The sequence below is a fragment of the Bacillus cereus group sp. MYBK227-1 genome (assembly GCF_051916325.1).
Taxonomy (GTDB): Bacteria; Bacillota; Bacilli; order Bacillales; family Bacillaceae_G; genus Bacillus_A; species Bacillus_A cereus.
In genome coordinates this window covers 574,494-600,802 of the sequence record NZ_JBQAGK010000001.1, presented here as the reverse complement: position 1 = coordinate 600,802, position 26,309 = coordinate 574,494, and the positions used below count along the sequence as shown (strand labels likewise).

The window sequence follows — 26,309 nt, the reverse complement described above, 5'->3', positions numbered from 1 at the left end:
ATGAAGTTATTAGAACAAATTGAAAAGTGGGCTGCAGAAACGCCTGATCAAACCGCTTTTGTTTGGCGAGATGCGAAAATTACGTACAAACAATTAAAGGAAGATTCTGATGCGTTAGCACATTGGATTTCTTCTGAGTATCCAGACGATCGTTCACCAATTATGGTGTATGGCCATATGCAACCTGAAATGATTATTAACTTTTTAGGATGTGTAAAAGCTGGACATGCTTACATTCCTGTAGATTTATCTATCCCAGCTGATCGTGTACAACGTATTGCTGAAAATTCTGGTGCGAAATTACTTTTATCGGCAACAGCAGTAACTGTAACTGATTTACCAGTTCGCATCGTAAGTGAAGACAACTTAAAAGATATTTTCTTTACTCATAAAGGGAACACTCCAAATCCTGAACATGCGGTAAAAGGTGATGAGAATTTCTACATTATTTACACATCAGGAAGCACAGGTAATCCGAAGGGGGTTCAGATTACTTATAACTGCCTTGTTAGCTTTACAAAATGGGCTGTAGAAGATTTCAACTTACAAACAGGGCAAGTATTCTTAAACCAAGCACCTTTCTCATTCGATTTATCTGTAATGGATATTTACCCATCATTAGTAACAGGTGGTACACTTTGGGCAATCGATAAAGATATGATTGCGCGTCCAAAAGACTTGTTTGCTTCTTTAGAGCAATCGGATATTCAAGTATGGACTTCCACACCTTCTTTCGCTGAAATGTGTTTAATGGAAGCATCTTTCTCTGAGAGTATGCTACCGAACATGAAAACATTCTTATTCTGCGGCGAAGTGTTACCAAATGAAGTGGCTAGAAAATTAATTGAACGTTTCCCTAAAGCAACAATTATGAATACGTATGGTCCAACAGAAGCTACTGTCGCTGTAACAGGTATTCACGTTACAGAAGAAGTGCTTGATCAATACAAATCACTTCCAGTTGGCTATTGTAAATCAGACTGTCGCCTTCTTATTATGAAAGAAGATGGCACGATCGCACCTGATGGTGAAAAAGGTGAAATCGTAATTGTCGGTCCAAGCGTAAGCGTTGGATATTTAGGAAGCCCTGAATTAACAGAAAAAGCATTTACTATGATTGACGGTGAGCGCGCCTATAAAACAGGCGATGCTGGCTATGTTGAAAATGGTCTTCTATTCTATAATGGTCGTCTTGATTTCCAAATTAAGCTGCATGGTTATCGAATGGAATTAGAAGAAATTGAGCATCACCTTCGTGCGTGTTCTTACGTAGAAGGAGCAGTTATCGTTCCAATTAAAAAAGGTGAGAAATACGATTATTTATTAGCGGTTGTTGTTCCTGGAGAACATTCATTTGAAAAAGAATTCAAATTAACATCTGCAATCAAAAAAGAACTCAATGAGCGATTACCAAACTACATGATTCCACGTAAATTCATGTATCAATCTTCTATTCCAATGACACCAAATGGAAAGGTAGATCGCAAAAAATTATTGAGTGAGGTTACAGCATGACCGCATATGGATCATTTTATTTTTTCGCTATAGTGGGCATTTTATTAATACCTACTATCATAGCTGGATTAAAAGGTAAAATGTTGCGCAAATATAATGCCGTTTTAACATTAGTCATGATTGCTATTATCTTCTCAGATAAACCAAAGCAAGCAATGATGCTAGCTGCATTTATTATTTGGCAATATGTCCTTATTAAAGGCTATTTAATTTTAAGAAAACAAAATAATAGTACATTCACATTTTGCATAGCTGTTATTTTATCGATTTTGCCTCTTATTTTGGCAAAAATCGCGCCGTTTGCATCGTTTTTACCTGAGTTAAAACTTGTTGTTTTCCTAGGTATATCTTACGTAACATTCAGAGCAGTTCAAATGGTATTTGAAGTTCGTGATGGTTTAATTAAAGAGCTTTCTTTCTTTAACTTCTGGGAATTCGTTTTATTCTTCCCTGCGATTTCAACAGGACCTATCGATCGTTACCGAAGATTCCAAAAAGATATTCAAAAGCCACCTAGCGCTGAAGAATATCAAAATTTACTATATACAGGACTAAATCGTATTTTCCAAGGTTTCTTGTATAAATTTATTATTGCTTACTTAATAAAGCAATATTGTATGGATCCAGCATTCGCTCAACACGATACAATATTTTCAAATATGATTTACATGTATAGCTATAGCTTATATCTATTCTTTGATTTTGCTGGTTATAGCTCTTTTGTAATTGGTGTAAGTTATATGATGGGAATTAAAACGCCAGAAAACTTCAATAAGCCATTCCTTAGTCGTAATATTAAAGACTTCTGGAACCGCTGGCACATGAGTTTATCATTCTGGTTCCGTGATTTTATTTACATGCGTTTCGTCTTTTTTGCAACGAAGAAAAAGTTAATTAAGAACCGTTACACTATTTCGTATATCGGTGCATTTTTAAACTTCTTCATTATGGGAATTTGGCACATCCAAGGAAGCGCTGTTGCGCAGTATGTTATTTATGGTCTATACCATGCCGCACTGTTTATTTTATTCGATATTTTTGAACGAAAAAACAAAAAGCATAAGTTTTGGCCAAACAATAAATTTACACACATCCTTGCGATTGTAATTACGTTCCACGTTGTATGTTTCGGTTTCCTAATCTTCTCTGGACACCTTAACAGATACTTTTAATGCACCCTTCTTATTCCATTAAGAAGTTGCACATATAATATATTTCGGATATAAAGGAGATTTTAAAAATGGCAGAATTCAAAGAGCAAGTATTAGATATTTTAGAAGAAGTATGTGAAAACGATATTGTGAAAGAAAACTTAGATGTTCAATTATTTGAAGAAGGTATCCTTGATTCTTTCGCTGTAGTATCTTTATTAGTTGAATTCCAAGAGCGTTTAGATATTGAAGTTTCTATTTCTGATTTTGACCGTGACGAGTGGGCTACACCAAACATGGTTATTAAAAAGTTGGAAGAAATCCGATGAACAAAGCAAAATTTGGTCCGATGCTTTTAGCATTGGCCCTTTTTGCTGTATTCTTACTTATTCCAACGCGCTTCCTACTTCCACTTTTAAGTGATGAAAAAGTAGAACAAGCTGCTACTTCTTTAAAAGAAGAAAAAATTCAAAGTATGATTTTACAGCAAAAGATGTTAGCAGATCCAAAATATCTTCCGATGTACGGTTCATCGGAATTCGCACGTATGGATGCTTTCCATCCATCTAATTATTTTAAAGTAAAGCCTGAAGGATTTACGCCATTCCTTCTTGGACGCGGCGGAACACAAGACCTTGTACATGTATTAAACTTCGCATCTACAATGGATCAATTGAAAGATAAGAAAATGGTATTCGTTCTTTCTCCGCAATGGTTTGTACCACAAGGTATTGACGAAACGCACTTTGCACCTAACTTTTCAAAACAACAAGGTTACCACTTCATTTTCAACAATGATTTAAAACCTGAAATGAAAAAACAAATTGCAAAGCGTTTATTAAACTTTGAGATTGTAAAAAAAGAAACTTTATTAAAAATTTCGCTTGAAGGTATCGCTTATGATGATACGAAGTATAAAGTAAAAGCACTTGCTGCTAAACCTTTCGCTTATATTTATCGTAACATTTTAGATCGTAAAGATTTATTTACAGCTATGTTTAATATTAAACCGCACAAAGAGAAGCTCGATCCTTCATTAAAACAAATGAACTGGGAAGAGGCTCGTAAACATGCGGATCAAACAGGTGCAGCAGAATCTGGATCTAATGAATATGGTATCGAAGATGGTTACTTCAATAGCAAAATTAAGAAAAAATTAAAGCAACGTGAAGGTTACTTAAAAAATGATGCTTATGACCAATCGCCAGAATATAAAGATTTACAAATTGTACTTGATTTATTAAAACAATCTGGTGCAAAACCACTCTTCATTTCTGTTCCTGTCAAAGGTCCTTGGTACGACTACGCTGGCTTCCCGAAAGAACGCCGCGAAGCATACTATAAGAAAGTTCATGAGCAAATTGAAAAAGCTGGTTATCCAATTGCCGACTTCTCAAATCATGAATACGATAAATACTTCTTAAAAGATCATATGCACTTAGGTTGGAAAGGCTGGGTTTACATCGACGAAGCCATCCAACAATTTTATAAAGCAAACTAACGAAAAGACCGCTTGAATTACTCAAGTGGTCTTTTTGTATATATTTTGTAATTGCTCGATTGCATTCGCCGCTTCTTTCATAACTCGCTCCACTACATGCTGAGCTGATTCGATTCGTGCCAATGATGCTGCCTGTCCTGCCCAAAGTGACATATATTCTTCCTTATTTTGCTTCGCTGCCTCTTGGCGTATTTTAGAAGTTAATACGTTTTGCACTGGATATACCGGAAGCCCTTCTTCTTTTCCTTCATGCCTTTCTATAAATTCATTCCGAATACCGCGTGCATATTTCCCGGAAAACGCACGAGTTACAGTTGTGCTCGTATCTGTACTATGTAAAACCGCTTCTTTATACACATCGTGCGTAATACTCTCTTCACTTGTTAAAAAGGCTGATCCCATTTGAACACCTTCTGCTCCTAATGCCAAAGCCGCAACAAGCCCTTGTCCGTTCATTACACCACCTGCTGCGACAATTGGGATATGCGGAATAACCCCTACTAACTGAGGTATTAACGCAAACGTACCAATCATAGCATCTCGTTCTTTCCCAATAAACGTTCCTCTATGCCCTCCTGCTTCGCTACCTTGCCCAATAATAATATCTACTCCTAGCTCAGCAAGTACTTTCGCTTCCTTCACATGGGTAGCTGTTCCGATAACTTTTATTCCACTTCTTTTTAAATCATTTATTTCTTCTTTTTCTAACGTTTGAAATGCAAAGCTAACGACCGGTACTTTTTCATCTAATAGCACTTGTAATTGTTCCTTATAGCTTTTTGGAAGCTTTAACGTTCCTTCTACTTCTATACCTAATTCTCTATTCACTCCGCTTAGTAATACTTTCGCCTCATTTACCTTCTCTTCTTCTATTTCTATCTCTTTCGTTACAAGTAAATTAACACCGAAAGGCTTATCTGTTAGTTCTCTTATTCTATAAATCGCTTCACGAATTTGTTCTGGGCTCATATAGCCGGCTCCAAGCGTCCCTAATCCTCCACTATTACTTACTGCTGCAACAAGTTCTGGCGTCGTAATCGCGCCTGCCATACCGGCTTGAACAACGGGATACTCAATTTTTAATATGTCTGTTACTCGACTTGTAAACATCATTTTCCCTCCTATTTCCTTTATATCTTCTTTATTTGATAAGCTTTCCCCTGCTTTTGCAAGGGTTGAACTTCATATGAAGCGAATATATTGAAAGAGAAGGAGGCTGAGCTTAATGATTTATCCAAATGCATTAAAACAAGGTGATACAGTAATGATTATTGCACCATCTGGTCCACCTACAATCGAAAGTGTATTAAAAGGTGTGAATGTATTACAAGAGATGGGGTTATCCGTAATAATCGGGAAGAGTGTTTACGAGAAATATGGATTTTTAGCCGGAAGTGATCAAGTTCGGCTTGACGATATACATGAAGCATTTACAAATAATGAAGTGAAGGCAATTTTTTGTGCACGAGGTGGTTATGGAAGTGCTCGTCTTCTTCCTCACATTCAATATGAAGTTATTAGGCAAAATCCAAAAATCTTTTGGGGATATAGCGATATTACAGCTTTACATACTGCTGTTTCACGTTATGCAAAGCTTATAACATTTCATGGTCCGATGATTGAAGAGCTAGGAAAAGGCATTGATTCCCTATCTTTATCCTCTTTTAATCAGCTATTCCATCCGTATTCAACCATTTTATCTGCATCAGAATGTATCGTACCTAGCTCTCACAGTACAGTTACAAGTACGTTAGTTGGAGGAAATTTAGCCGTGTTAACAAGTATAATTGGCTCGCCCTACGAGATAATTACGAACAATACACTTTTATTACTTGAAGACATTGGTGAAGAACCGTACCGCATTGACCGTATGTTAAATCAGCTACTTTTATCTGGAAAGTTTAATGAATGCAGGGGCGTTATTTTCACAAGTTGTCACGACTGCACTCCTTCAAAGCCCTCTCAATCATTGCAAACAATATTATATGAATATTTCGCGCCATATCATATACCTGTCCTATTCGATTTACCAATTGGACATATAAGTCCAAACATCGGTATTCCACTTGGAGCTACAGCGACAATAAACACGAATAATAAAACAGTCTCTATTTCTTCTGGTATAGCCACTTCATATTCAAATTAAAAAGTAAAAGGAAAAGCGATTACGCTTTTCCTTTTACTTATAATAATTAAAAATTCGTCCAGATGCGATATCTGCAATTTCTTCTGGAATAAATGTTTTACTTATATCAGTGCCAACATTTAATACAGCTGTAGCATCTTTCTCAATGCTACCAAATAACTCTTTCCCACGTATCGTAATAAGGGGCGTTCCTTCTGGCAACACATCTTTTACAAATTCCATTTGTGTAAAGAACGGAACGATCCATCTACCTTCTCCTTGGAAATGACGCAAACGAAGTATTCCTTCTGTTGCCCCGTCCTCTGCTTCTAGTGAACCAGCAACATAAAACTCAGTAGATAAGAGCAATTCATAAAATTCCTTTTGCTTCTGTTTATCATCCCCTGCTACAACAAGTACCTCTTCTAATTTCTTTACTGAAATTTGCTCCATATGATGCCACCCCTATTTTCAAAATGATTGTACTTAGATTATACGAAATATTCTTATTTTTTTCTACATAATTCGCAATTATTTTCTTAAAATAATTTTAACACTTCTTTTGTCGTCACAATCGTAGCAAACTCTTCATGTAAATTTACAAGTGTCATATTGTGAATATCTTCTGCACTATACTCTTTACCATCTAAACCTATACGGTTAAAAGTAGCCGTTGCATCACTCACTAAATATGTTGTAAATCCTAAATTCCCTGCCATTCGTGTCGTAGTTTCCACGCAATGATTTGTCGTTAATCCTACAACCACTACTGCATTACATTTGTTCTTTCTTAATTGCTCTTCTAAATTTGTCCCAATGAACGCGCTGTTAACGAATTTCTGAATAACCACTTCACCAAGTAGTGGTTGCACTTCTTCTTTAAAGTTTACCGTTTCCGCTCTCTCATAAAACATTGACTGAGCATTTTCTTTATTTACATGTTGAATATGAAAAACTGGTCGTTTCCTTTTTCTCCATTCTTCTAACAAAATTCTCATGTTTTCTTCAGCAAAAATATTATTTCTCTCGCCCCAATCTGGTAATTGAAATGCCTTTTGTACATCGATTATGATAAGTGCTATTTGATTTGTCATCATTTCCCCCTTAATTTGGCTGTAATTGAAATAGAAAACCAAGTTGTTGTGACGCAGTAATAAAGCAAACATAGGCGCAAAGCTCTACAATTTCTTTTTCTGTCCAATATTGTTTTAAAGCGTGAAACATAGTATCATCTATTGCTTTTCGGTCATGAACAAATGTATGCGCAAAAGTAACGGCTACACCAATCTCCTCTGCCTTTTGCACATCATCAGGTCTTCCCTTTGCCATACAGTACGGACATTCATTCCCATACGCTAATGTTCTTCTCACTTGCTCCTTCAACTCTGCTGAAAGAGTCCCTTTATTGTACAGTGTATCTTCTAACGTACTCCACGAGTGTAATATATCCGAATTATGCCCTAATAACTTTTGAAACTTTGTATCTCCTACATTTGATAATGAAATTCTCTCCATCATTTCCCCTCCTATTTCCTTCTGTTTTATTGTAAAATAAATAACGTTCACTTTACATTTCATATGAATCTTAATTTATATTTTTCCTTTACAAAAATCATTATTTTACTGGAGGTATATTTACAAATGCAACTAGACCGTGTTGATCGAAAAATTTTAAATGAATTATATAATGATAGTCGCCTTTCTATGCGTGAATTGGCGAAACGAGTAAACTTATCTGCTCCGTCTACTGCAGAACGTGTTCGTAAACTTGAAAGTGAAGGCGTTATTCAAAAATATACAATCGATATCGACTATAAAAAAGCAGGACTAGTTTTAGATTGTATTTTAGAAATCACTTTAAAAAATGGTGATACAACACGTATGCAACAGTTTATTCAGTCTTATCCATCTGCAAGTTTTTGTTACCGAGTAACAGGAAGCTTATGCTACATTGTAAAAATTTCTGTTCCTTCACTCGTTGAACTTGAAGAATTTATCAATGATGTTTCTTCATATGCAACGACAGTTTCTCATATCGTATTATCAGAAGTATCTCTTACTCCTGATATTGAACATATCTTCCCAGAAGATTAATTTATTTTTATTCATAAATTATAAAAAAACCCCTTACAATAAGAATAAAAATAATATATTATGTATTAAAATACATAAAATTCGAGAAAGGGGCTTTACATTGAAAATCTGGTTTTATGAAAAAACGGCACAATTAGATGACTTGCTTGGTATTTGGGACAATGTTCCGACCATCCCGCGAATTGGTGAAAAAGTGGAGATTTTAAAGACAGTCCGCACTGTTACAGATATTAAATATGTCAAGAACGGTAATAATTTTCGTGTAGAAATTATTACAAATTAAAAAGTAGCTCCTAAGAGCTACTTTTTAATTATCTATTATGTGCTTTCTTTATAACGATTTTATCTTCTTCTACAGCTACTGTTACATAATCATTTTCTTCTAACCGAAGCTTATTTACAGCCTCATCTGGTAACTCTATGGCCATCAATCTATCGGTTACGATCACTTGACTATACACTTCATTTTCTTGTGATGAATTCACTACTTTTTGCTCATTTATAAAACGTACTGGTGGCACGCCAACTTCTTTTACTGTACGCCATTGTTTCCAAACATACGGAATTAACCATAGTAATCCAACAACTGTAAGACCGATACCGATCCATAAATTACTTTGCGCTTGTAATTCAGTAATTGAGATTGTACCACTTTCTTCTCCACCGAAAAATTGCATACTTGTTGCAATCAAATTATTTAGAGCGTGCACAGCTATATTCGTCCATATATTTTTTGTCTTTATGTATAAAAGACACATAACGACACCAAACATGAACGCACCAATAACATCAAAATGTCCTAGGCCAAAAATAATTGAAGATATAATTACAGCTTTTTTAATTCCCCATTTATGAGCCATTCGCTGTAAGAAAAATCCCCTAAAAATAACCTCTTCCATAATAGGTGCTAACACACATGCTGAAATGAAAGTAAATATCGTCATATATACGTTACTCGTATTAATAACATTTCCGTCTTCTAGCATAGTAACTAAGAAATTCGGTAACGTATGTGCTAATATGTAAAATTGAATCTGAGATATGCCAACTGAAAAAATCATCCCCATTATCGTTGCTAATACAATTAATCCCCAAGATAAACGTCCTGGCTTATCAAAAAAACTGTTAAATACAATATTATTTTTATTTGTTTTTACGTATAGCCAAAGTAATGGAAATACAAAAAATACAGTTATTTGTGAAATAACCTCCATCGTATTCTCAGAAACATTTGCTAGACCTAATGGTATCATTATAAGGAACACCCCTATAATCATCCATCCAAAAAAGCTGCGTAGCCTTATACGTGAAAATGCATAGTGCATATAGAACACCTCCAAAGATAGTAAAAGTAAATGGTCGGATAACTACATTATAATATGAATATAGTTGAAACCCTTCCTATTTTTCTCAATTACTTTCAAACAACATAGCTCTTAAAATACCATATCGCTGTTCTTCAAGTTGCAATCCAAGTGAAATTTATGTAATAAAAATCCCCGTTTTTACAAGCGGGGATTTCTTTTATTATAATACGTCACGTTTTTGGAATAATGCACTTGATGCTACAAGTAACACAACAAAGTATGCAGCTACAAGTAATAATGAAGTTGTAAACGTAAATTCTGTAAATGTTGGTTCCATTCCACCATTGATTAATTTATTACTATCGTAAGCTCTTAAATCCAAATGGTTGAATACTACAAACTTCGCTACACCTTTTGCAAACATTATTAATACCATATTAATTGCACCTTGTAAGAAGAATAGGAACATCGTAATAATTAATGGTAATACAGATTTTCTAAAGACATTTGCTAGGAAAAATGCAAGTGTTGCAAAAAAGAACGGTGAAAGTAGTTGATATAAAGTGGACTTCATAACGATTCCTAATGTTAATTCTGTTTTACTACCATCCATTACAATACCGCCAATAATCATTGCAATTAGCATACCAGCTAATACGATAAATAACATTGCTAATAACACTGTAATATATTTAGAAAATAAAACTGCAAGTCTTTTTCTTGGACGGATTAACAATTGTTTAATTGTACCTTTTTGGAACTCATCAGTAAGAGTACGGGCAGCAAGTGTAATCCCAAAAATCGTTGTAAATAAAACAATTAAGCCAATCTCTGAGTTTGCATAATCTAAATATGATCCCTTAAACTCATCACCTTTTCCCCACTTCAACATTGCTAAAGTACCTAAAATTTCGAGTGCCGCAATGACACCCATTAAAATATACATACCTTTTTTCGCATGCAACTTTAAAAATTCATTTTGAATTAATTTAAACATTACGCTTTCACTCCCCCAGTAATCGCTAAGAACTCATCCTCTAACGTTTTATTTTGAACAGTAACTCCGTATACAAGCACATCAGCATGAACAAGTTTTTTTACAAGTTGCGGAATGTTGTCTTTTGTTACAGATGCTACAATTACATTCCCTTTTGCTTTACCTTTAATGATTTCATTTGCTTTCTGAACTTCATCTACTTCAAACGCTACAACGACTGCCTCATCATGTTTCACTTTTTCATGTAAGTTGTACTCTTGTACAAACTCACCTTGTTTAATAATAACGACGCGATCACACATTAATTCAATTTCACTCAATAAGTGACTTGATACGATTACAGCAATATTCTCTTCTTTCGCTAAACGTTGTAAATAATCACGAATTTGGCGAATACCAGCTGGATCTAATCCATTTGTCGGTTCATCTAAAATTAAGATTTTCGGCTGATGCAGTAATGCCTGTGCAATTCCTAAACGTTGTTTCATACCAAGTGAATATGTTTTCACCTTTTTATGAATCGCATGCTCTAACTCAACAAGCTTTACAATCTCAGCAATGCGCTCTTTACTAATTGGTGTAATGGCCATGTTCGCAAAATGCTTTAAGTTTTGCATCCCTGTCATATAATCATATAGTTCAGGATTTTCTACAATCGCTCCAATTTGCTCTAGTGCCTTTTCACGCTCTGAGCGAATACTATGTCCACAAATTGTAATATCGCCCTCTGTCATTGAAATAAGACCTGTCATCATACGGATCGTCGTCGTCTTACCGCTACCGTTCGGTCCAAGGAATCCGTATACTTCTCCTTCACGAACCTCAAATGATAAACCACGAATAATTTCCGTTCCACCAATCTTTTTTCGAACATTCTCTAACTTTACTACTACGTTTCCCAATGCTGATTCCTCCTTTAGACTTCTAGTTTTTTATCGACTATGTGACCTGTAACTACTAGTAATATAATTGTTAATAAACAATTAAAAAATAGATTTAAAATTGTAACCTCTGTACCAGAATAAAATGATGTATTTAAAAAACCATTTTGATCTATAAATCCAATATTATTTATAGCAAACACATACTTTTCTATTTGCTGAAAAATATACGTTATTCCTCCATTAAATGCGGTAAAAATGACGAATAAAACTAAACAAGCAACTTTATTCATAGATGATTTCACATTTAATAGTTTTACAATTACTATAATGAAATAAATAGAAACTAGCATATTAAGAAAATCTAGTCCCCATAAGAAAATAGATAACATATGATGTAATATTCCATAATTATATAAACTGTGTATTGCTTGCTGAATACCTAAATTAGTTTTTCCATTGTAAATATTTAAAGAAAAATAGTATAGAAAAATGATTCCTATTCCTAGCAAAATCATAAAGAGTAGTACACAGAATAAACTATTTGCACATATATACTTTTTTGCTGAAATAGAAGTATAACGTAGCATAGAGTTTTTTAACATTTTCCGAAAAGACGATATACCTGTTAAAAGAATTGCAAATCCATTTATACCTAGTACGATAAAGAATATAATAATAATTATATCTTGCCTACCTGAAATTCTAACTCCTGAAACTCCTTTCATATTAAATAAAAGAATTAATGAAACTGTAATAAAACCAAAGTAAATAATGGCTATCTTTCTCTTATTACAATTATATAGATAAAGAAAAAGCTGACTCATTTCTCATAGGCCTCCTTAAACAGCTCATGTACTGCTTTACCCTTTTGAAATCGTAGTTCTTCCACATTTTCATGCATTATTATTTCTCCATCTTTCAAAAAGATTACTTCATCGAATATATTTTCGATTTCTCTTATTAAATGAGTCGATATAAGTAGCGTACAATCTTCACGATAAAATTTAAGTATTAACTCAAGTACATGTTCTCTAGAAACAAGATCAATCCCGCCCAATGGCTCATCCAGTACATATAGCTTCGCTTTTCGAGAAAACGTTAAAATAATCTGCAACTTCTCAACCATACCTTTTGACAATGCTGTAATTTTTTCTTCTAACGGTATTTTAAATTCTGCAATCGTATCTACCGCTTTTTGAATATCGAAGTCTTTATAAAAATCTCGATAGAAAAATAAAGCGTTTTTTACAGTCATCCAATCATCAAAGATTGGCTTATCGGACATAAATGAAACAATTTCTTTCGTCTGTAACCCTACCTTTTTACCGTCTATTGTAATACTACCTTCAGAAGGGTGTTGCAAGCCTGCAATCATTTTCAATAACGTCGTTTTCCCGCTCCCGTTATCTCCAACAAGCCCAACGATTTTCCCTTCCGTAATCTCTATGTTTAATTCACGGATCACTGCTTTTAATCCGTATCTCTTCCATAAGTTTTCTATTTTCAATAGCTCTGTCATTGGCTCTCCTCCCTCTTATCATGTAATGAAGAACGAAGAATTGTAAGAATTTCTTCTTCTGAAAAACCTAAATTGTCCATTCCATCTATAAAAGAATGAAGTAATTCTTTCGCCATCTCTTTTCGCAGCTCCATAATTTTCTCCCCTTCATTCGTTACATACCGTCCCATTCCTCTACGTGTGACAACAACTCCATCCCGTTCTAGCTCTTGAAATGTACGCTGAATCGTATTTGGATTCACTTGTAATTCACTCGCTAATTCACGGACAGAGGGAATTTTATCACCAGGTAATAAATGTCCTGTTACGATCTCTTTTTTTATGTATTCCATTACCTGAATGTAAATTGGTGTATTTGGAGAAAACTCTATTTTCATTTCTTCCCTCCTTTTGTATTAGTGTACTAGTTAAATAATACACCGATACAAAAAGTTTGTAAATACCCATTTAATTACAAAAAAGTTCTATCCGTTAAACGAATAGAACTTCCCAAATATAAATCGCTATACAAAAATAATAGTGTTATGTAAACAAAATTATAAAGAAAAACTGTCTTATCAATGAATAAGACAGTTTTTCTTTATAATCCTATATTAAAAGTTAAACACGAAGTCATCGTCAGCTAACTTTTCAACGTTCGTTGCTTTTACGTAACCATTTCCTTTTACAGAGAAGAAATCATGGTTTTTCGTATCTGTACGTAAACCATTTAAAACGATTGGGTTAATTTCTTCTTCTTCAAACTTCGGCTCAAGTCCTAAGTTCATAAGCCCTTTATTCGCATTGTAACGAACGAAACGATTTACATCTTCTACAAGACCGATAGAAGTGTAAATTTCTTCTGTATAGGCCATTTCAATTTCATATAGTTCCATTAATAACTCTTGTGTTTCTTTTTGCACTTCTTGTTGCTCTTCTGCAGAAAGTTCTGCGAAGATTTGTTGTGCTAAAATACCGACGAATACGCCGTGAATTGACTCATCCTTTACCTTCACATAAGTTCGCTACTCCTATGCCGTTTATACAGCTTACAGTTTCCTGTAAGAAGAGACTATATCATCTACCTTCTCAGGTAGCCCTCCATTTCGATTTAAGGGATTCTCACCCACCGCTTGGCCCTACTCCTCTTGCGGAATTTCACCGCCATTGGGATAGTCGTTGAACGTTCCTTTATCTACGTATCGCACCCACCACTGTTTATACAGTTTTCGATGTCTGATACGGCTTCCTGTGCCGCTCGATAACCCATGTTTTCTTTCAATGGATGCATTAGATTCACCGGCTTGTAGCATCTGAACGATATCCAAAAACATTTCAAGAGTCACACGTCCCCTTGTTTTCAGTTGGTGTTCAGATTTAACCGGCATATAATTTTGCACTTTTCCCCAAAGATATTTATAACGTTTCTTATGTCGAATTAAAGATACATAATTAGGATGAAGATTATACATATCAGCAATTTCTGGATTTGTCTTTCCGCACTTTAGTAGTTCTACAATCTCAAAAAATTGTGCATCTGTAATTTTTGATTGTGGATTTTTTTCACCTATAACACGTTGCCTTTTCTTCTCTAATTGTTCTTCAGTGAATTTAATTCCACCCAATCCTTCTCCGCCTAACGTCAAGTTATAGCCATTATTATAAGAATCATACAGCCAAATATACTGTTGCTCAATCTCACTCAATTCTTCCAATGAACATTCTATTTCCTCTAGAATTCCATATTCTAAAGTGGATTCATATTTACAGTATACTGCTTGTAAATACCTATTATAATGTGTACCACTCTTTAACATCCACATATGTTCCCTAATTCGTTTTAAATTTGAAACGTTCACATCTTTACCAATATAATACTTCCCATTGATTTTTAAATAGTAAATTCCGTACATGTTATCGCTAGATAAAGGCTTCGCTGCTGATTGCCCTATCAGCTATTCTCCTTTCCATCTATTGATAGTTAGAGAATAACCTGAATGCATATATTCATCAATAATAATACAGATAAATTTACAATAGGGGGTCCCAGCAATTAAAAGGGTTTTTCAATTGGTATCTCTACCAAAAGCCGCCATAAGTTAACGGATAATAAGGTTAATAATTTCACCACTTGCCGTCAGTTTACCTTGACCAGCTAAGTAAAGTGGATAGAAAAATCCACTATAGAATAAGTAACTTTCTAAGAACACACTTGCTACCATTGCCATGTATAACTCTTTTTTCGTTACTTCAGGCTTTAATAAACGACGATAGTAACTAGTAATAATACCAGCTTTTTTCTCAAGTAACGGATGATTGTCTACCCAGTCAAAAATATCATCAATTTCTTCTTCTGTAGCTAATGTTGTGAAAATGTGACTATAACTTTTCGCATGTACTTCTTCCATAGCTCCCATGAAAGCTAATACACTTTTCGCTTGTAAATTTTCAAGATGAACAAGTACAAGTGGCATTCCTTCGCCACCTTGTTTCGTATCTAAAAGTGTTAAACCACCTAATACACGCTTATAAGCAATTTGCTCTTCTTTCGATAATTGCACCCAAGTATTTTTGTCAGAAGAAACCGCGATTTCTTCTTCTGTCCAAAACTGAGCGATGTTTTGCTTCCAAAACATTAAACTGAAATCATCTTCCTTTTTATTCCAGTTAACAGCGCGCATTGAATCACCCCTATATCTATTATTGTTCTACTGAACGGTTAAATTTCCATCTAACAATGAAAAGCTAACCGTTTAGTAGAACAAACCAAGTATGAGCAGGGTTCATAACCCTGCTCATACTATTGGGTTATTCATTTAGTATGGCAATATGCCATTAAACGGTACAAGCCACACACTCTTCCACGCTTAATTTACGTGTTCTCGTATAATACAGACTCTTTAAGCCTTTTTTATGTGCATAGATGTAGTAACGTGCTAATTCACGTGTTGAAATATCACTATTAACGTAAAGAATTGTACTAATTCCTTGGTCAATATGTTCTTGAATTTCTGCGATTAAATCAATTAATTTAAACTGATTCATATCGTAAGAAGATTTATAGTACCAGAACGTATCTTTTGATAAATACGGCATTGGATAATATGTTGTCGCATTCGCATATGTTCTTGATTCGATTTGACTTACGATCGGCATTACGCTTGAAGTTGCATTTTGAACGTAACTGATTGATTGTGTTGGAGCAATGGCAAGACGATATGAGTTGTATAAACCATTCTTCTGCACTTGCTCTTTTAAACTTGTCCAATCTTCTTTTGTTGGAATATGAATTCCTTCAAATAGTTGCTGAACTTTTTCAGTTACTGGGCTGTAATCTGTCGTTTCATACTTTTCGAAGTATGTGCCATTCGCATAATCAGATTTATCGAAGTCCTTAAATGTCTCGCCTTTTTCTGTAGCGATTTCCATACTTTTCTCAATAGAGTAGTAATTTAACATCATAAAGAATGTACGAGCGAATTCTTTCGCTTCTGCACTTTCATAAGCGATTTTATTTTTTGCTAAATATCCGTGTAAGTTCATTGCTCCAAGTCCAACTGAATGAAGCTCGTCATTTGCTTTTTTCACAGTTGGTGCATTCGGAATAATCGTCATATCAGAAACAGCTGTTAAAGCTTCCATTCCCGCATGAACTGCTTCACGAATTTCTTTATTTTCCATTACGTTTACGATATTTAACGATCCTAAGTTACAGTTAATATCACGACGGATAATGTCATCTGTACCGTAATCATTTATTTCTGAAGTTTCTTGAAGCTGGAAGATTTCTGTACATAAGTTCGACATCTTCACAGTTCCAATATCCTTCAATGGATGTTGATTATTTGCATTTGATTTAAACATTAAGTATGGGTAACCAGACTCAAGCTGAATCATAGCGATTTTAATAAGCATATCACGTGCACTAATATCTAGTGGCTTCTTCTTCACTTTCGGATTGCTCATTAATTCATCGTACATTTCATCGATATCAATGTCATCTAAATGCTTTCCGTATTCTTTATACACCGTGTAAGGCGCGAAAACATGGAAAGGTTCGTTTTTCTCAGCAAGCTCAAAGAACTTACTTGGAACGATAATTCCGATTGATAGAGACTGAATACGGCTCTTCTCATCGGCATTTATTTTTTTGGTCAACTCGTCTTCATATTTCTATGAAGGTTGGACTATATCATCAACCTGTAACTGGTTGCCTTGCACTTCGACTGGTACCTATTTCCAGCCTACTCTACTAGCTTTCGTCTAATGACGCGCGTTCGATAGTCTCTACACCTTCTTGAAAGTATTGATAATTAGGAAAGTTATTAGAACTACCAATATAAAACTTCCTGTTTTCCTTATTAATTATCAAATAAATTCCACAGTTCATGGAATCTCGCCTCCGGTGAATATAAGATTCCACTTCACCCAAGTAATATTTCTTTCAAGCTTGGCACGGTATTACCTGCTATCCACTTGCATGGACCGTAGGCTCTCTTAGTCAGCTTCTTCGCGGGTTCTTTTTCTTTTACCCCTTATTCAACTGATACCGTTAGCCGCTAATGCGACACCCTATTGGTTAGGTTCACAAGGTTTTCTCATACACATTACTGTGTAGAGGGACTACCAATTAATCCAGGAATTCAATAATATCCCAATGGAAAATGTTTAAATATACTGCACCGGCACCTTTTCGTTGGCCAAGCTGATTCGCATATGAAAACGAATCTTCAAGCAATTTCATAACAGGTACTACGCCACTTGCAGCGTTGTCGATACCTTTAATTTGCTCACCGCGTGCGCGTAGCTTAGATAAGTTTAAAGCTACTCCCCCGCCGATTTTCGATAATTGCATCGCAGTATTAATGTTAAAGCCGATCGAATTTAAGCTATCGTCCATCTCTAACAAGAAACAAGACACCATTTCTCCTCTTCTGCTTCTTCCCGCATTTAAAAAGGTTGGTGTCGCTGGTTGGTAGTTTTGTTTTACAATCATGCTTGCGAATTGTCTTGCCTTCGAAACATCACCGCGTCCTAAGTATAATGAAACAATTGCTACACGATCTTCATAGCTTTCTAAGTATTGTTTTTGATCATTCGTTTTTAACGCATAATCTTTGTAGAACTTAGATGCTGCCATATAAGATTGGAACTCGAAGTTTTCACCATAAGCGATGTTATATACTTCCTCTACTTCCTCCAAGCTATACTCGTCCAGAACGTTGTAATAGTAATCATGTTCTTTCATATACTCCATTCGCTCTGCCACGCTATTAAAAGGAACGGTATTCTCTCTAGCTTCTTCCATAAAGACTTCTAATGCCTCTTTATCTTTATGAAGCTGATAAAAACCGTCCTGCATTTGCGTGATTTCATTATTCAGTTCAATGTGTCGCAATCTCCCGCACCCTTTCCTTAAAATATTCTACATCGTTATTTGTTCCAGATAACTCAAATTTTGATACAATAGGCACTTCATATTTAGTAGAAATCTTGTCAGCACTTGCACCGAACATGTCTCCCCAGTTACGATTGCCGCTTGCAGATACGCCTTTTAATTTTTCATTATTGCGCTCTAAAAAGTCTAAAACACGTTCTGGTACATTGCCAAAACCTGTTGTATACGTAATAAGAATAAAGTCTTCATCTATTACTAGATCTTCATCAATTTGAACGGCCGGCATATTTAATTTGTGAATGAAACGCTTCACGTTTCCTGTCATAGAATCATATGCAACTAACATTTCCGACCCTCCCTCTCAAATCTATATTCTCTATATGTTGTTCTTGATTTCTCTATATATTGTATTACGTTTCAAAATAAGACACAAGATATATGTATAAATTCTTTCTTTTTTTAACTTTTACTTTTCGACATGATAGCCGTTTTTTTCAATACAATGACTATGAAACAACATTCTAAAACTCATGTCAATAAAGTGCTTTTCAAAAAAGTTGTCAACGAATTTAACCTTATTTTAAAAAAAGTTAACAATATATTTTGTCATAAAACGGTAGATGCTGAAGAAATATATTTCTCCAGCATCACGCAAAAAAGAACAGATATGAAACTATAATCTGCTCTAAAAAACGATTACATTTATCAAATTTACCTTATTAAATATATTATACATATACTTTCGTTTCTCGTTACATACTAAAAGATAACTATTATAGAAAAAGATTATTATTATGGAACTTCAATTTATTTATGAAAAGTTTATTCAGAGTGCTCAATGCGCAAAATATCTTTTACAAATATATGATGCGGATTTTCATCTTTATCAATCATTGTACATACCGGAGCCTCTTCATCAAAGTATACAATCATTCCTTCTACGTACTGATATGTATGTCGAACTTGTACAGTTACTTTAATTTCTACTGCTTCTTCATATGCTCTTTTTATTTTCTGAAGCATTTTTGCTGAACATTTTCGTTTCTCTGGATACATAACCATTCCCATAAATCGATTGCCGGCTCTATCTTTCCACATATAATCCCAATGTGGTAAAATGCCTTGTTTAAAATCGCCCATAATTCCCCTCTCCTTTATCTTTTATTTATCCCGCATTAAACGTCCGATTGGTGAAAGGCTACTAATCAGTGAGAGATGCCCTGCTGATCAAAATTCCTCTTTATGAACGTGGCGTTTCTGAATATGTATAAATCACTTGCCCGCCTCGCTGTGCGTTACCAATGAAATGCTTAAAGTCTTCTCTATTTACAACAACTTCTCTGAACGTATAAAATACATCTTTCGTAACAACATACTCCTTTATTTCACCATTTTTTAGCTGATCTAAAATTGTATTTGCTAATTCTTTATCCATGTATTTCACCTCTCTGCAATATTTTATTTTATCGTATATTCTATAGGTCAACAACTGTAAATTTATCCCGCTATTTGCAGGTAGTGCGATTGGTGTTGACTACTAATCAGTCGTGGAATGAACAAAAAATCTTACTGATTAACGTTTCACTTTATCTCGTTGTTATGTCATGATTTTATTTTCGTTATTTCGCAAACAATATCGTTTTACTATATGTCCACTAAATATCATATACTAACATAGCTACTTCTCTATATCAAACATTTCGGCATTCAATTATGCAAAGTTCCATACCACTATGCTACAATATACAAATAGAACTAGGAGGGATACTATGATTCGGAAAGCAAAAAAGACAGATGCAATGGCAATAGCTCCTTTATTGTATAATGCTCTGCATGAAATTGCTGAAAAAATCACAGGTAGCACAGATGAAGTAGAAGTATTACTAGGACTTGAGACATGGTTCTCAAAAGAAAATAACCGTCTGAGCTACGAAAACTGTTTTGTCTATGAACAAGACGAGAGTGCAGTTGGAGTTATTGTCGCTTATCACGGTAGTGAAGCAACACAGCTTGACGCACCAATTGTACATCACTTAAGAGAATTACATAAAGATGAATCAATTACGTTAGAAAAAGAAGCTGAGCTTGATGAGTATTACATTGATACACTATCAGTTTCAAGTGCACACGGCGGAAAAGGTATCGGTTCTAAATTAATTGAAGCTGCCGAAATCTATGCAACTGAAAAAGGGCATGAAAAAATCGCTTTACTTGTTAATTTAGAAAACACACGCGCCTATTCACTATACGAAAAGTTAGGTTATAAAAAAGATGAAATTGTTATGCTAGTAGGCGAACCTTATGCCCATCTCGTAAAACCATTAAACGTCAAAATTTCTGTATCTTAAAAAGAAAGCACACGATTTATATAAATCGTGTGCTTTTATGTTAAATTCGTATTTAATATATTTCCATCCATCGCCTCGTGAAACGTATATGTTGTACATCCCCATGGCTTTCTATGCAAAATAGGCGAACCAAACCATCCCATTGCCCTCAGCTCCGTTCCAATCATCGAATTAAAATAATTATGACCTACAAGAGCAATACTTCCATGTACGAGAGCATAACGATGTAATACGTAAGCTGCTTGCCTTGCCCTCTCTCTTACTTCCTTATAAGATTCAACATTTTTATGGTAACCAAGTATCCATAATGCTCGTCCAATACACATCCATACGTTAAGTTTACACTTCAACCATTTTGGCGCATAAAAGCTCGCCGGAACTGCCGCTTCCCTAAAAAGAGAATTTTGTATAAAACATAAAGAATCCATTAATTCAGCTGCTGACTGTACAGCACACTTTTGATCACTCGTTACAATCAATTTCGCTACTTCAACCGCTTCTCTTGTTTCCAATGGTATAGGTTGTTTTTCTGTTATAGTATGTAAGTCATATCCTTTTATCCATTCATGAAAGGATGTAACCGTCATTGGTTCTATAGTACAATCTAAGCGACCATGACGAATAAAAGAAATCTTCATTCTTTTCACTCTCCATTCATCACTTATGAACTCTATTATGCACTAGTTCTAAACATCATACCACGCAAGAAAATAAAGTTATATACCTTTACATCTCCCCACCACTATCATGTGTTATCGAAGCATGGATACCATCCATCCCATCAAAATATGTACTCGTATCATATTAACGAATCTTTTTTAAATGCATATAAGAAAATAAAAATAAAATTAAAGCTATAACACTCCCCACAAATTCAAACATCATTTTACCGCCTCTAATTTCTCCCACTTCAGCAGGTTATTCTACTTTTTCATTATACCTCGATATAAAGATTCTCGCATTTTTGCTATTTTTTTCAAAAAACATGGATTTTCTACATATTTTCTTACAAAAAGTGAATATTTTTCGAATTTTTACTTTGGAAACATTTACAAAGTAGGAAATATGGTTCAAAATAGGAGGAAATAAAAAAACCCAAATTTATTCTTTTTTTGGGAAAACTGTAACAAGGAGAGTTGCTTATGCAGATCGCAGAAACTGGAGATATCATCGAATTTAAAGGTGGAATGCAAGGCCGTGTTCAAAAAGTAAATCAAAACTCTGTTATTGTTGATATAACAATTATGAAGAATTTTAGAGAACTAGATATGGAACCTCTTACAGTTGTAAGTCATAAAAACTATACTGTCATTAATCAAAATGCATAATATAATAGAAAGAAAGGGCCTGTATACTATACAGGCCCTTTCTTTCTATTAACGATTATCAATTGTTTCCGGATATAGATCGTGGTTCATCATGCGGTAATCAGCCATTTGTTCATACTTCGTCCCTGGGCGCCCGTAGTTGCAGTATGGATCAATTGAAATGCCACCACGTGGTGTGAATTTCCCCCATACCTCAATATAACGTGGATCCATTAATTTAATTAAATCGTTCATAATAACGTTCATGCAATCTTCATGGAAATCACCATGATTGCGGAAACTAAATAAATACAACTTTAAAGATTTACTCTCTACCATTTTTTGCTCTGGAATATAGCTAATATAAATTGTTGCAAAATCTGGTTGTCCTGTTTTCGGGCATAAACTTGTAAATTCAGGACAATTGAATTTTACAAAATAATCACGGTTTGGATGATTATTATCAAATACCTCTAATATTTCTGGGCTATATTCAAATAAATATTTTGTATTTTGATTCCCTAGTAATGTTACATCTTTTAAATCTTCATCTAATCTTCCTGTCATTTTAAACATCCCTTCTCGTTATACGCCGCGCTTATTTCCCCATACTAACGCATGAAGCTGAGGCAATACTTTTGCATCATTCATCTCTTTACAATTTACAGCTTTATCAATCAGCCATTCATACTTATCTAATAATTTTTTTATAAGCATCGCATCATCCACTGTTTTTGTATCATCGTTTCCTACTTGTAAGAAAAATGGTACCTTTGGATAACGTTCGTGCATCTTAACTGCATATTCAAAATCATGATCATCGAATACTACTACTTTTAAACTAATATCTTTTCCTGCTAGTTTCTGAATAATAGCATCTAACCTCTGAAAATCTGTTTTCATCGTTGAACTTGGTGGTTTTGGAGAAATTGTTATCTCATCAATTTGAAGTAACCAATCTTGCCATTTACTCCCTTGCGTTTCAATTGCCGTTCGCATTCCATTTTCCTTTAATATAGAAAGAAGAAACTCAATATTTTTCAATAATGCCGGATTTCCACCTGAAATCGTAACATGAGAAAAATTTTCTCCTCCAATTGCAACAAGCTCATCCCAAATATCTTCTGGTGTCATCTGTCTAATTTGATCTTTAGCTGATCCATCCCACGTAAAAGCAGAATCACACCAAGCACAGCTATAATCACAACCAGCTGTACGGATAAACATTGTCTTTTGCCCTACAACCATTCCTTCACCTTGAATAGTCGGACCGAATATTTCTAAGACAGGGATTTTACTCATCAAGCATCCACTCCCGTCTTACTTCCGCATAACTAGTCGGCGTCTCAAATAAACGAACAAATTCAACGCGAGCTCCTTTATATTCGTTCACTCGATTCTCTTTTGTTAGTGCTTCTGCCATCTTTTCATAAATCCAAACGACCATATTTTCAGCAGTCGTATTCATTGCAGGTAACGTTTCGTTTAAATAACGATGATCTAGATAAATTTCTATTTCATTCTTCCAAATTTCTTTTATATCTCCAAAGTCAATTGCAAGACCTATTTCATTTACATATCCACTAATTCCAAATACAACTTTATATGTGTGACCATGTAAGTTTTTACATTTCCCTTCATAACAGTGTAAATGGTGTGCTGCATCAAATGTAAATTCCTTGCTGACCATTACTCTTTTATTATGGTATTTGAGTTGTTTACGCTGAATATCCTTGTCCATTTTTTGCAAATTCTCTACGATGCGAAATCCAAAAAAGTTATCCATTAGTTGTTCGCTCCTTCGCGTTCTTGTAGGTACGTATCTAATCCTGCTTTACGAAGTTGACATGCTGGACATTCACCGCAACCATCACCAATGATTCCGTTATAACATGTTAATGTTTTTTCTCGAACAAACTCAAATGCTCCAAGTTCATCTGATAATTTCCATGTTTCAGCCTTATCAATCCACATAAGTGGCGTGTGAATGACAAACGGGTAATCCATAGATAAATTTAAAGTAACATTTAACGATTTCACAAACACGTCACGGCAGTCTGGATAACCACTGAAATCAGTTTCACATACACCCGTTACAATATGACGTGCTCCAACTTGTTTTGCTAATACAGCAGCAAATGATAAGAAGAGTAAATTTCGTCCATCTACAAATGTCGATGGCAATTCACCTTCTTCATGTGTAATCTCCATATCCGTTCTCGTTAACGCATTTGGAGCAAGTTGATTTAATAAACTCATATCTAGTACCGTATGCTTTATTCCTAGTTCTTTTGCAATTTCCGCTGCACAATCAATTTCTAGCTTATGACGTTGATTGTAATTAAACGTTACAGCTTCTACCTCTGCAAACTGCTCTATTGCCCAAAATAAACATGTCGTACTATCTTGTCCTCCACTAAAAACAACAACTGCTTTTTCTTTTTTCATTTCACTCATTCTCCTTCTCTACTATAAATAAGAAGAAAGAACGTTCTTGAACTGTCACAATAAAAAAACAAAACAATACCTAAGGATATTGTTGTTTCCATAGTTTTTTATAGAGGGAGTTCGCGAACCTCTCCCGCGCGGTGCACGGAATTTCTTCTTTCATTGACATAGCTTATTGTAACATATTGTATACTAGCGTAAAAATTTCTGATTTTTCCGCTATTTATTATTTCATTTCTTTCATTTTATAGTATGATTAATTTAATATAAGAAGAGAGGAGGCATCCCACTGAAATCCTTTATTATTTATCTCTTTTTAAATATATTATTCATCCTGATTACAATGCTCGTATATCATTTATTTTGGAATCAAAAAGGGAAACGCTCTCCTAAATTAAATTCAGCTATATTCATTGTACTCTGTTGCCTCGCTACCGTACTCTGTATTACATTTGCAGCAAAAACAAATAATGGTTTTCAATTTGATATGCGCCATATTGTATTAATTGTCGGTACATTAACGGGAGGGCCTATTGCTGGTGGTTCTATCTTAGTTGTATTAAACATATATCGCTTATTATTAGGTGGGGTAGGTGTTTTCCCATCTCTTATCGGTTCTGTTCTTCTATTTATTGTTCTATTATTAACATATAAATTTTTCAATCGAACTTCTAATCGTATAAAAATAACACTTGCTATTATCTACAGTCTCACATACGGATTTAGTTGGATACCCTTCTTCCTTTCAAAGGTTACAAATAAGACTGATTATATACCGCATATTATTGTGTATGAATTATGTTCAATGCTTGGTACGATTCTAATTTTATATTTACTACACATATTACAAACTCAAGTTCGTCTCCAAAATGAACTTATAAATGCTGAAAAGTTTCATTTAATTGGTGAAATGGCAGCGTCTATCTCTCATGAAATTCGCAATCCATTAACTTCAACGAAAGGTTTTTTACAACTGTTACAATCAGATACATGCACTGAGCAGGAACGAAAATTATATATCGACATTGCCATTAATGGCATCGAACAAGCAAATCATGTTCTTACAGATTATTTAACCTTTGCTAAACCAAGCATTGAAAAAGAACAAATATTACAGTTAGAAGAAGAATTACTACATGCATTGTCGCTAATTACACCGCTTGCTAATTTAACAAATGTACGTACTCATTATATAAAGCAAAGCACTTCTTTTTTTATCGCTGGAGAAAAGCAAAAACTAAATCAATGTTTATTAAATATTTTAAAAAATTGCATTGAGGCTATGCCAAAAGGCGGTGATCTTTATTTCACATTAGTTCCTGATCATAAGCATATTCAGTTATATATAAAAGATACAGGAGTCGGTATGGATTCAGAACAAGTAAAACGTCTTGGTTCGCCCTTTTATTCAACGAAAGAAAAAGGTACTGGACTTGGAATGATGGTCGTATTCAGTGTTGTTCAAGCTATGAATGGAAAAATTGATATTATAAGTGAAAAAGGAATCGGTACAACCTTTTTATTAACTTTTCCACTCATACAAAAAACGTGATGAAATACTCATCACGTTTTTTCTGTTCCTTCAACTAATTCAGCAAAAGCTTTCACTTTTCCGTGCGGTTGTTGATTTTCTTTACGTGCTTTCCAGGCGCGCTCTTCTTCTCGCTTCTTCTTAGACATGTTTTTTCAACTCCTTCTTTTCTTTCTTATTTCTCCATGTAGTATTCCAAAATAAG

Annotated in this window: 31 protein-coding genes, 4 pseudogenes and 1 riboswitch; of the genes and pseudogenes, 10 read left to right on the top strand and 25 right to left on the bottom strand. The window is 34.6% G+C overall.

The window, feature by feature from the left end:
- The 4 genes from dltA (at window position 1) to dltD (ending at window position 4,167) form a co-directional block, all read left to right on the top strand.
- Window positions 1-1,515 (top strand): D-alanine--poly(phosphoribitol) ligase subunit DltA, encoded by a 1,515-nt coding sequence (dltA, locus tag ACTFRM_RS03275; RefSeq protein WP_000770505.1) that lies wholly within the window; start codon window positions 1-3, stop codon window positions 1,513-1,515.
- Window positions 1,512-2,687, top strand: a complete 1,176-nt coding sequence (gene dltB, locus ACTFRM_RS03270) for a D-alanyl-lipoteichoic acid biosynthesis protein DltB (RefSeq protein ID WP_000127933.1) — start codon at window positions 1,512-1,514, stop codon at window positions 2,685-2,687. The genes dltA and dltB overlap by 4 nt, the downstream gene beginning before the upstream one ends.
- A 68-nt stretch (window positions 2,688-2,755) precedes the next feature.
- A complete protein-coding gene (gene dltC, locus ACTFRM_RS03265; protein WP_000807310.1) occupies window positions 2,756-2,995 on the top strand; it encodes a D-alanine--poly(phosphoribitol) ligase subunit DltC in 240 nt (79 codons plus the stop codon).
- The gene (gene dltD, locus ACTFRM_RS03260) at window positions 2,992-4,167 is read left to right on the top strand and encodes a D-alanyl-lipoteichoic acid biosynthesis protein DltD (protein ID WP_121868152.1); all 1,176 of its coding nucleotides are present in this window, start codon (window positions 2,992-2,994) and stop codon (window positions 4,165-4,167) included. Before dltC ends, dltD begins: the two co-directional genes overlap by 4 nt.
- A 21-nt stretch (window positions 4,168-4,188) precedes the next feature.
- On the opposite strand, the gene ACTFRM_RS03255 is transcribed toward dltD, so the two are convergent.
- Window positions 4,189-5,277, bottom strand: coding sequence for an NAD(P)H-dependent flavin oxidoreductase (locus ACTFRM_RS03255; protein ID WP_000495279.1), 1,089 nt, complete (start codon window positions 5,275-5,277; stop codon window positions 4,189-4,191).
- Window positions 5,278-5,392: 115 nt separating this feature from the next.
- On the opposite strand from ACTFRM_RS03255, the gene ACTFRM_RS03250 reads away from it, so the two are divergent.
- On the top strand, window positions 5,393-6,313 hold the full coding sequence (locus ACTFRM_RS03250) for a S66 peptidase family protein (RefSeq protein ID WP_000640079.1): 921 nt from the start codon (window positions 5,393-5,395) through the stop codon (window positions 6,311-6,313).
- Window positions 6,314-6,346: 33 nt separating this feature from the next.
- On the opposite strand, the gene ACTFRM_RS03245 is transcribed toward ACTFRM_RS03250, so the two are convergent.
- The 3 genes from ACTFRM_RS03245 to ACTFRM_RS03235 all read right to left on the bottom strand — a co-directional run bounded on the left by ACTFRM_RS03245 (window position 6,347) and on the right by ACTFRM_RS03235 (window position 7,807).
- Window positions 6,347-6,745 carry an SseB family protein gene (locus tag ACTFRM_RS03245; protein WP_000435265.1) on the bottom strand — a complete coding sequence of 133 codons (399 nt, stop codon included), beginning with the start codon at window positions 6,743-6,745 and terminating at the stop codon, window positions 6,347-6,349.
- A gap of 86 nt (window positions 6,746-6,831) precedes the next feature.
- Window positions 6,832-7,386: a cysteine hydrolase family protein gene (locus ACTFRM_RS03240; protein WP_000184436.1), complete on the bottom strand. Its 555-nt coding sequence runs from the start codon at window positions 7,384-7,386 to the stop codon at window positions 6,832-6,834.
- 10 nt (window positions 7,387-7,396) lie between these two features.
- Entirely contained in the window at window positions 7,397-7,807 is a 411-nt protein-coding gene (locus ACTFRM_RS03235) for a carboxymuconolactone decarboxylase family protein (protein ID WP_000439756.1), read from the bottom strand.
- A gap of 126 nt (window positions 7,808-7,933) precedes the next feature.
- Here ACTFRM_RS03235 and ACTFRM_RS03230 point away from each other — a divergent pair, with 126 nt between their 5' ends.
- Together ACTFRM_RS03230 and ACTFRM_RS03225 are read left to right on the top strand one after the other, a co-directional pair.
- Window positions 7,934-8,386, top strand: coding sequence for an Lrp/AsnC family transcriptional regulator (locus ACTFRM_RS03230; RefSeq protein ID WP_001175498.1), 453 nt, complete (start codon window positions 7,934-7,936; stop codon window positions 8,384-8,386).
- 100 nt (window positions 8,387-8,486) lie between these two features.
- The gene (locus tag ACTFRM_RS03225) at window positions 8,487-8,669 is read left to right on the top strand and encodes a DUF3913 family protein (protein WP_000707107.1); all 183 of its coding nucleotides are present in this window, start codon (window positions 8,487-8,489) and stop codon (window positions 8,667-8,669) included.
- A 28-nt stretch (window positions 8,670-8,697) separates the two neighbouring features.
- On the opposite strand, the gene ACTFRM_RS03220 is transcribed toward ACTFRM_RS03225, so the two are convergent.
- From ACTFRM_RS03220 to ACTFRM_RS03150, 15 genes and pseudogenes are all read right to left on the bottom strand, one after another.
- Complete coding sequence (locus ACTFRM_RS03220) at window positions 8,698-9,711, bottom strand: CPBP family intramembrane glutamic endopeptidase (RefSeq protein ID WP_000558808.1); 1,014 nt, start codon at window positions 9,709-9,711, stop codon at window positions 8,698-8,700.
- A 202-nt stretch (window positions 9,712-9,913) separates the two neighbouring features.
- Window positions 9,914-10,690, bottom strand: coding sequence for an ABC transporter permease (locus tag ACTFRM_RS03215; RefSeq protein ID WP_000475456.1), 777 nt, complete (start codon window positions 10,688-10,690; stop codon window positions 9,914-9,916).
- The gene (locus ACTFRM_RS03210) at window positions 10,690-11,592 is read right to left on the bottom strand and encodes an ABC transporter ATP-binding protein (protein WP_000528788.1); all 903 of its coding nucleotides are present in this window, start codon (window positions 11,590-11,592) and stop codon (window positions 10,690-10,692) included. Before ACTFRM_RS03210 ends, ACTFRM_RS03215 begins: the two co-directional genes overlap by 1 nt.
- Before the next feature lie 14 nt (window positions 11,593-11,606).
- Window positions 11,607-12,398: an ABC transporter permease gene (locus ACTFRM_RS03205; protein ID WP_000080432.1), complete on the bottom strand. Its 792-nt coding sequence runs from the start codon at window positions 12,396-12,398 to the stop codon at window positions 11,607-11,609.
- The gene (locus ACTFRM_RS03200) at window positions 12,395-13,093 is read right to left on the bottom strand and encodes an ABC transporter ATP-binding protein (RefSeq protein ID WP_000137744.1); all 699 of its coding nucleotides are present in this window, start codon (window positions 13,091-13,093) and stop codon (window positions 12,395-12,397) included. Before ACTFRM_RS03200 ends, ACTFRM_RS03205 begins: the two co-directional genes overlap by 4 nt.
- The gene (locus tag ACTFRM_RS03195; protein ID WP_000687512.1) at window positions 13,090-13,470 is read right to left on the bottom strand and encodes a GntR family transcriptional regulator; all 381 of its coding nucleotides are present in this window, start codon (window positions 13,468-13,470) and stop codon (window positions 13,090-13,092) included. The genes ACTFRM_RS03200 and ACTFRM_RS03195 overlap by 4 nt, the downstream gene beginning before the upstream one ends.
- Window positions 13,471-13,686: 216 nt before the next feature.
- Window positions 13,687-14,082: pseudogene (locus ACTFRM_RS03190) on the bottom strand (ribonucleotide-diphosphate reductase subunit beta); the annotation flags it as partial.
- 129 nt (window positions 14,083-14,211) lie between these two features.
- Window positions 14,212-14,985, bottom strand: coding sequence for a GIY-YIG nuclease family protein (locus ACTFRM_RS03185; RefSeq protein WP_000274263.1), 774 nt, complete (start codon window positions 14,983-14,985; stop codon window positions 14,212-14,214).
- Window positions 14,986-15,174: 189 nt separating this feature from the next.
- Window positions 15,175-15,753, bottom strand: a pseudogene (locus ACTFRM_RS03180) (ribonucleotide-diphosphate reductase subunit beta); the annotation flags it as partial.
- A 154-nt stretch (window positions 15,754-15,907) separates the two neighbouring features.
- Window positions 15,908-17,227 (bottom strand): annotated as a pseudogene (locus ACTFRM_RS03175) (ribonucleoside-diphosphate reductase subunit alpha); the annotation flags it as partial.
- Window positions 17,228-17,324: 97 nt separating this feature from the next.
- Complete coding sequence (locus tag ACTFRM_RS03170) at window positions 17,325-17,495, bottom strand: GIY-YIG nuclease family protein (RefSeq protein WP_134207886.1); 171 nt, start codon at window positions 17,493-17,495, stop codon at window positions 17,325-17,327.
- Window positions 17,496-17,705: 210 nt separating this feature from the next.
- Window positions 17,706-18,470: pseudogene (locus tag ACTFRM_RS03165) on the bottom strand (ribonucleotide reductase N-terminal alpha domain-containing protein); the annotation flags it as partial.
- Window positions 18,457-18,816, bottom strand: coding sequence for a class Ib ribonucleoside-diphosphate reductase assembly flavoprotein NrdI (nrdI, locus tag ACTFRM_RS03160; protein WP_000959447.1), 360 nt, complete (start codon window positions 18,814-18,816; stop codon window positions 18,457-18,459). The gene nrdI and the pseudogene ACTFRM_RS03165, both read right to left, overlap by 14 nt.
- 476 nt (window positions 18,817-19,292) lie before the next feature.
- A complete protein-coding gene (locus ACTFRM_RS03155; protein WP_000502205.1) occupies window positions 19,293-19,610 on the bottom strand; it encodes a hypothetical protein in 318 nt (105 codons plus the stop codon).
- Between the two features lie 100 nt (window positions 19,611-19,710).
- Complete coding sequence (locus ACTFRM_RS03150) at window positions 19,711-19,905, bottom strand: hypothetical protein (protein ID WP_000356684.1); 195 nt, start codon at window positions 19,903-19,905, stop codon at window positions 19,711-19,713.
- A gap of 334 nt (window positions 19,906-20,239) precedes the next feature.
- Between ACTFRM_RS03150 and ACTFRM_RS03145 the strand changes: the two genes are divergently transcribed.
- On the top strand, window positions 20,240-20,818 hold the full coding sequence (locus ACTFRM_RS03145) for a GNAT family N-acetyltransferase (RefSeq protein WP_000619545.1): 579 nt from the start codon (window positions 20,240-20,242) through the stop codon (window positions 20,816-20,818).
- Window positions 20,819-20,853: 35 nt separating this feature from the next.
- Here ACTFRM_RS03145 and ACTFRM_RS03140 read toward each other — a convergent pair whose 3' ends face one another.
- Window positions 20,854-21,456 (bottom strand): hypothetical protein, encoded by a 603-nt coding sequence (locus ACTFRM_RS03140; protein WP_000703100.1) that lies wholly within the window; start codon window positions 21,454-21,456, stop codon window positions 20,854-20,856.
- A 504-nt stretch (window positions 21,457-21,960) separates the two neighbouring features.
- On the opposite strand from ACTFRM_RS03140, the gene ACTFRM_RS03135 reads away from it, so the two are divergent.
- Window positions 21,961-22,146, top strand: a complete 186-nt coding sequence (locus ACTFRM_RS03135; protein WP_001165082.1) for a YkvS family protein — start codon at window positions 21,961-21,963, stop codon at window positions 22,144-22,146.
- Between the two features lie 48 nt (window positions 22,147-22,194).
- On the opposite strand, the gene queF is transcribed toward ACTFRM_RS03135, so the two are convergent.
- Genes queF through queC form a run of 4 tightly spaced genes read right to left on the bottom strand, consistent with a single transcriptional unit; the run spans window position 22,195 to window position 24,573 of the window.
- Window positions 22,195-22,692: a preQ(1) synthase gene (gene queF / locus ACTFRM_RS03130; RefSeq protein WP_001986050.1), complete on the bottom strand. Its 498-nt coding sequence runs from the start codon at window positions 22,690-22,692 to the stop codon at window positions 22,195-22,197.
- Window positions 22,693-22,710: 18 nt separating this feature from the next.
- A complete protein-coding gene (gene queE, locus ACTFRM_RS03125; RefSeq protein ID WP_000036294.1) occupies window positions 22,711-23,427 on the bottom strand; it encodes a 7-carboxy-7-deazaguanine synthase QueE in 717 nt (238 codons plus the stop codon).
- Window positions 23,420-23,911 carry a 6-carboxytetrahydropterin synthase QueD gene (queD, locus tag ACTFRM_RS03120; protein ID WP_000368414.1) on the bottom strand — a complete coding sequence of 164 codons (492 nt, stop codon included), beginning with the start codon at window positions 23,909-23,911 and terminating at the stop codon, window positions 23,420-23,422. Before queD ends, queE begins: the two co-directional genes overlap by 8 nt.
- A complete protein-coding gene (gene queC, locus ACTFRM_RS03115; RefSeq protein WP_000711595.1) occupies window positions 23,911-24,573 on the bottom strand; it encodes a 7-cyano-7-deazaguanine synthase QueC in 663 nt (220 codons plus the stop codon). Before queC ends, queD begins: the two co-directional genes overlap by 1 nt.
- A gap of 93 nt (window positions 24,574-24,666) precedes the next feature.
- Window positions 24,667-24,710: riboswitch (PreQ1 riboswitch) on the bottom strand.
- Window positions 24,711-24,916: 206 nt separating this feature from the next.
- Between queC and kinB the strand changes: the two genes are divergently transcribed.
- The gene (gene kinB / locus ACTFRM_RS03110) at window positions 24,917-26,125 is read left to right on the top strand and encodes a sporulation sensor histidine kinase KinB (RefSeq protein ID WP_000964154.1); all 1,209 of its coding nucleotides are present in this window, start codon (window positions 24,917-24,919) and stop codon (window positions 26,123-26,125) included.
- 11 nt (window positions 26,126-26,136) lie between these two features.
- Here kinB and ACTFRM_RS03105 read toward each other — a convergent pair whose 3' ends face one another.
- Window positions 26,137-26,253 carry a DUF6254 family protein gene (locus ACTFRM_RS03105; protein WP_000038355.1) on the bottom strand — a complete coding sequence of 39 codons (117 nt, stop codon included), beginning with the start codon at window positions 26,251-26,253 and terminating at the stop codon, window positions 26,137-26,139.
- Window positions 26,254-26,309 lie beyond the last annotated feature (56 nt).

Bases quoted from the DNA above. Each gene is read 5' to 3' on its own strand.
- dltA (WP_000770505.1), top strand. From the start codon at position 1: ATGAAGTTATTAGAACAAATTGAAAAGTGGGCTGCAGAAACGCCTGAT.
- dltB (WP_000127933.1), top strand. From the start codon at position 1,512: ATGACCGCATATGGATCATTTTATTTTTTCGCTATAGTGGGCATTTTA.
- dltC (WP_000807310.1), top strand. From the start codon at position 2,756: ATGGCAGAATTCAAAGAGCAAGTATTAGATATTTTAGAAGAAGTATGT.
- dltD (WP_121868152.1), top strand. From the start codon at position 2,992: ATGAACAAAGCAAAATTTGGTCCGATGCTTTTAGCATTGGCCCTTTTT.
- ACTFRM_RS03255 (WP_000495279.1), bottom strand. From the start codon at position 5,277: ATGTTTACAAGTCGAGTAACAGACATATTAAAAATTGAGTATCCCGTT.
- ACTFRM_RS03250 (WP_000640079.1), top strand. From the start codon at position 5,393: ATGATTTATCCAAATGCATTAAAACAAGGTGATACAGTAATGATTATT.
- ACTFRM_RS03245 (WP_000435265.1), bottom strand. From the start codon at position 6,745: ATGGAGCAAATTTCAGTAAAGAAATTAGAAGAGGTACTTGTTGTAGCA.
- ACTFRM_RS03240 (WP_000184436.1), bottom strand. From the start codon at position 7,386: ATGACAAATCAAATAGCACTTATCATAATCGATGTACAAAAGGCATTT.
- ACTFRM_RS03235 (WP_000439756.1), bottom strand. From the start codon at position 7,807: ATGGAGAGAATTTCATTATCAAATGTAGGAGATACAAAGTTTCAAAAG.
- ACTFRM_RS03230 (WP_001175498.1), top strand. From the start codon at position 7,934: ATGCAACTAGACCGTGTTGATCGAAAAATTTTAAATGAATTATATAAT.
- ACTFRM_RS03220 (WP_000558808.1), bottom strand. From the start codon at position 9,711: ATGCACTATGCATTTTCACGTATAAGGCTACGCAGCTTTTTTGGATGG.
- ACTFRM_RS03215 (WP_000475456.1), bottom strand. From the start codon at position 10,690: ATGTTTAAATTAATTCAAAATGAATTTTTAAAGTTGCATGCGAAAAAA.
- ACTFRM_RS03205 (WP_000080432.1), bottom strand. From the start codon at position 12,398: ATGAGTCAGCTTTTTCTTTATCTATATAATTGTAATAAGAGAAAGATA.
- ACTFRM_RS03200 (WP_000137744.1), bottom strand. From the start codon at position 13,093: ATGACAGAGCTATTGAAAATAGAAAACTTATGGAAGAGATACGGATTA.
- ACTFRM_RS03195 (WP_000687512.1), bottom strand. From the start codon at position 13,470: ATGAAAATAGAGTTTTCTCCAAATACACCAATTTACATTCAGGTAATG.
- ACTFRM_RS03185 (WP_000274263.1), bottom strand. From the start codon at position 14,985: ATGTACGGAATTTACTATTTAAAAATCAATGGGAAGTATTATATTGGT.
- nrdI (WP_000959447.1), bottom strand. From the start codon at position 18,816: ATGTTAGTTGCATATGATTCTATGACAGGAAACGTGAAGCGTTTCATT.
- ACTFRM_RS03155 (WP_000502205.1), bottom strand. From the start codon at position 19,610: ATGGGCGATTTTAAACAAGGCATTTTACCACATTGGGATTATATGTGG.
- ACTFRM_RS03150 (WP_000356684.1), bottom strand. From the start codon at position 19,905: ATGGATAAAGAATTAGCAAATACAATTTTAGATCAGCTAAAAAATGGT.
- ACTFRM_RS03145 (WP_000619545.1), top strand. From the start codon at position 20,240: ATGATTCGGAAAGCAAAAAAGACAGATGCAATGGCAATAGCTCCTTTA.
- ACTFRM_RS03140 (WP_000703100.1), bottom strand. From the start codon at position 21,456: ATGAAGATTTCTTTTATTCGTCATGGTCGCTTAGATTGTACTATAGAA.
- ACTFRM_RS03135 (WP_001165082.1), top strand. From the start codon at position 21,961: ATGCAGATCGCAGAAACTGGAGATATCATCGAATTTAAAGGTGGAATG.
- queF (WP_001986050.1), bottom strand. From the start codon at position 22,692: ATGACAGGAAGATTAGATGAAGATTTAAAAGATGTAACATTACTAGGG.
- queE (WP_000036294.1), bottom strand. From the start codon at position 23,427: ATGAGTAAAATCCCTGTCTTAGAAATATTCGGTCCGACTATTCAAGGT.
- queD (WP_000368414.1), bottom strand. From the start codon at position 23,911: ATGGATAACTTTTTTGGATTTCGCATCGTAGAGAATTTGCAAAAAATG.
- queC (WP_000711595.1), bottom strand. From the start codon at position 24,573: ATGAAAAAAGAAAAAGCAGTTGTTGTTTTTAGTGGAGGACAAGATAGT.
- kinB (WP_000964154.1), top strand. From the start codon at position 24,917: ATGCTCGTATATCATTTATTTTGGAATCAAAAAGGGAAACGCTCTCCT.
- ACTFRM_RS03105 (WP_000038355.1), bottom strand. From the start codon at position 26,253: ATGTCTAAGAAGAAGCGAGAAGAAGAGCGCGCCTGGAAAGCACGTAAA.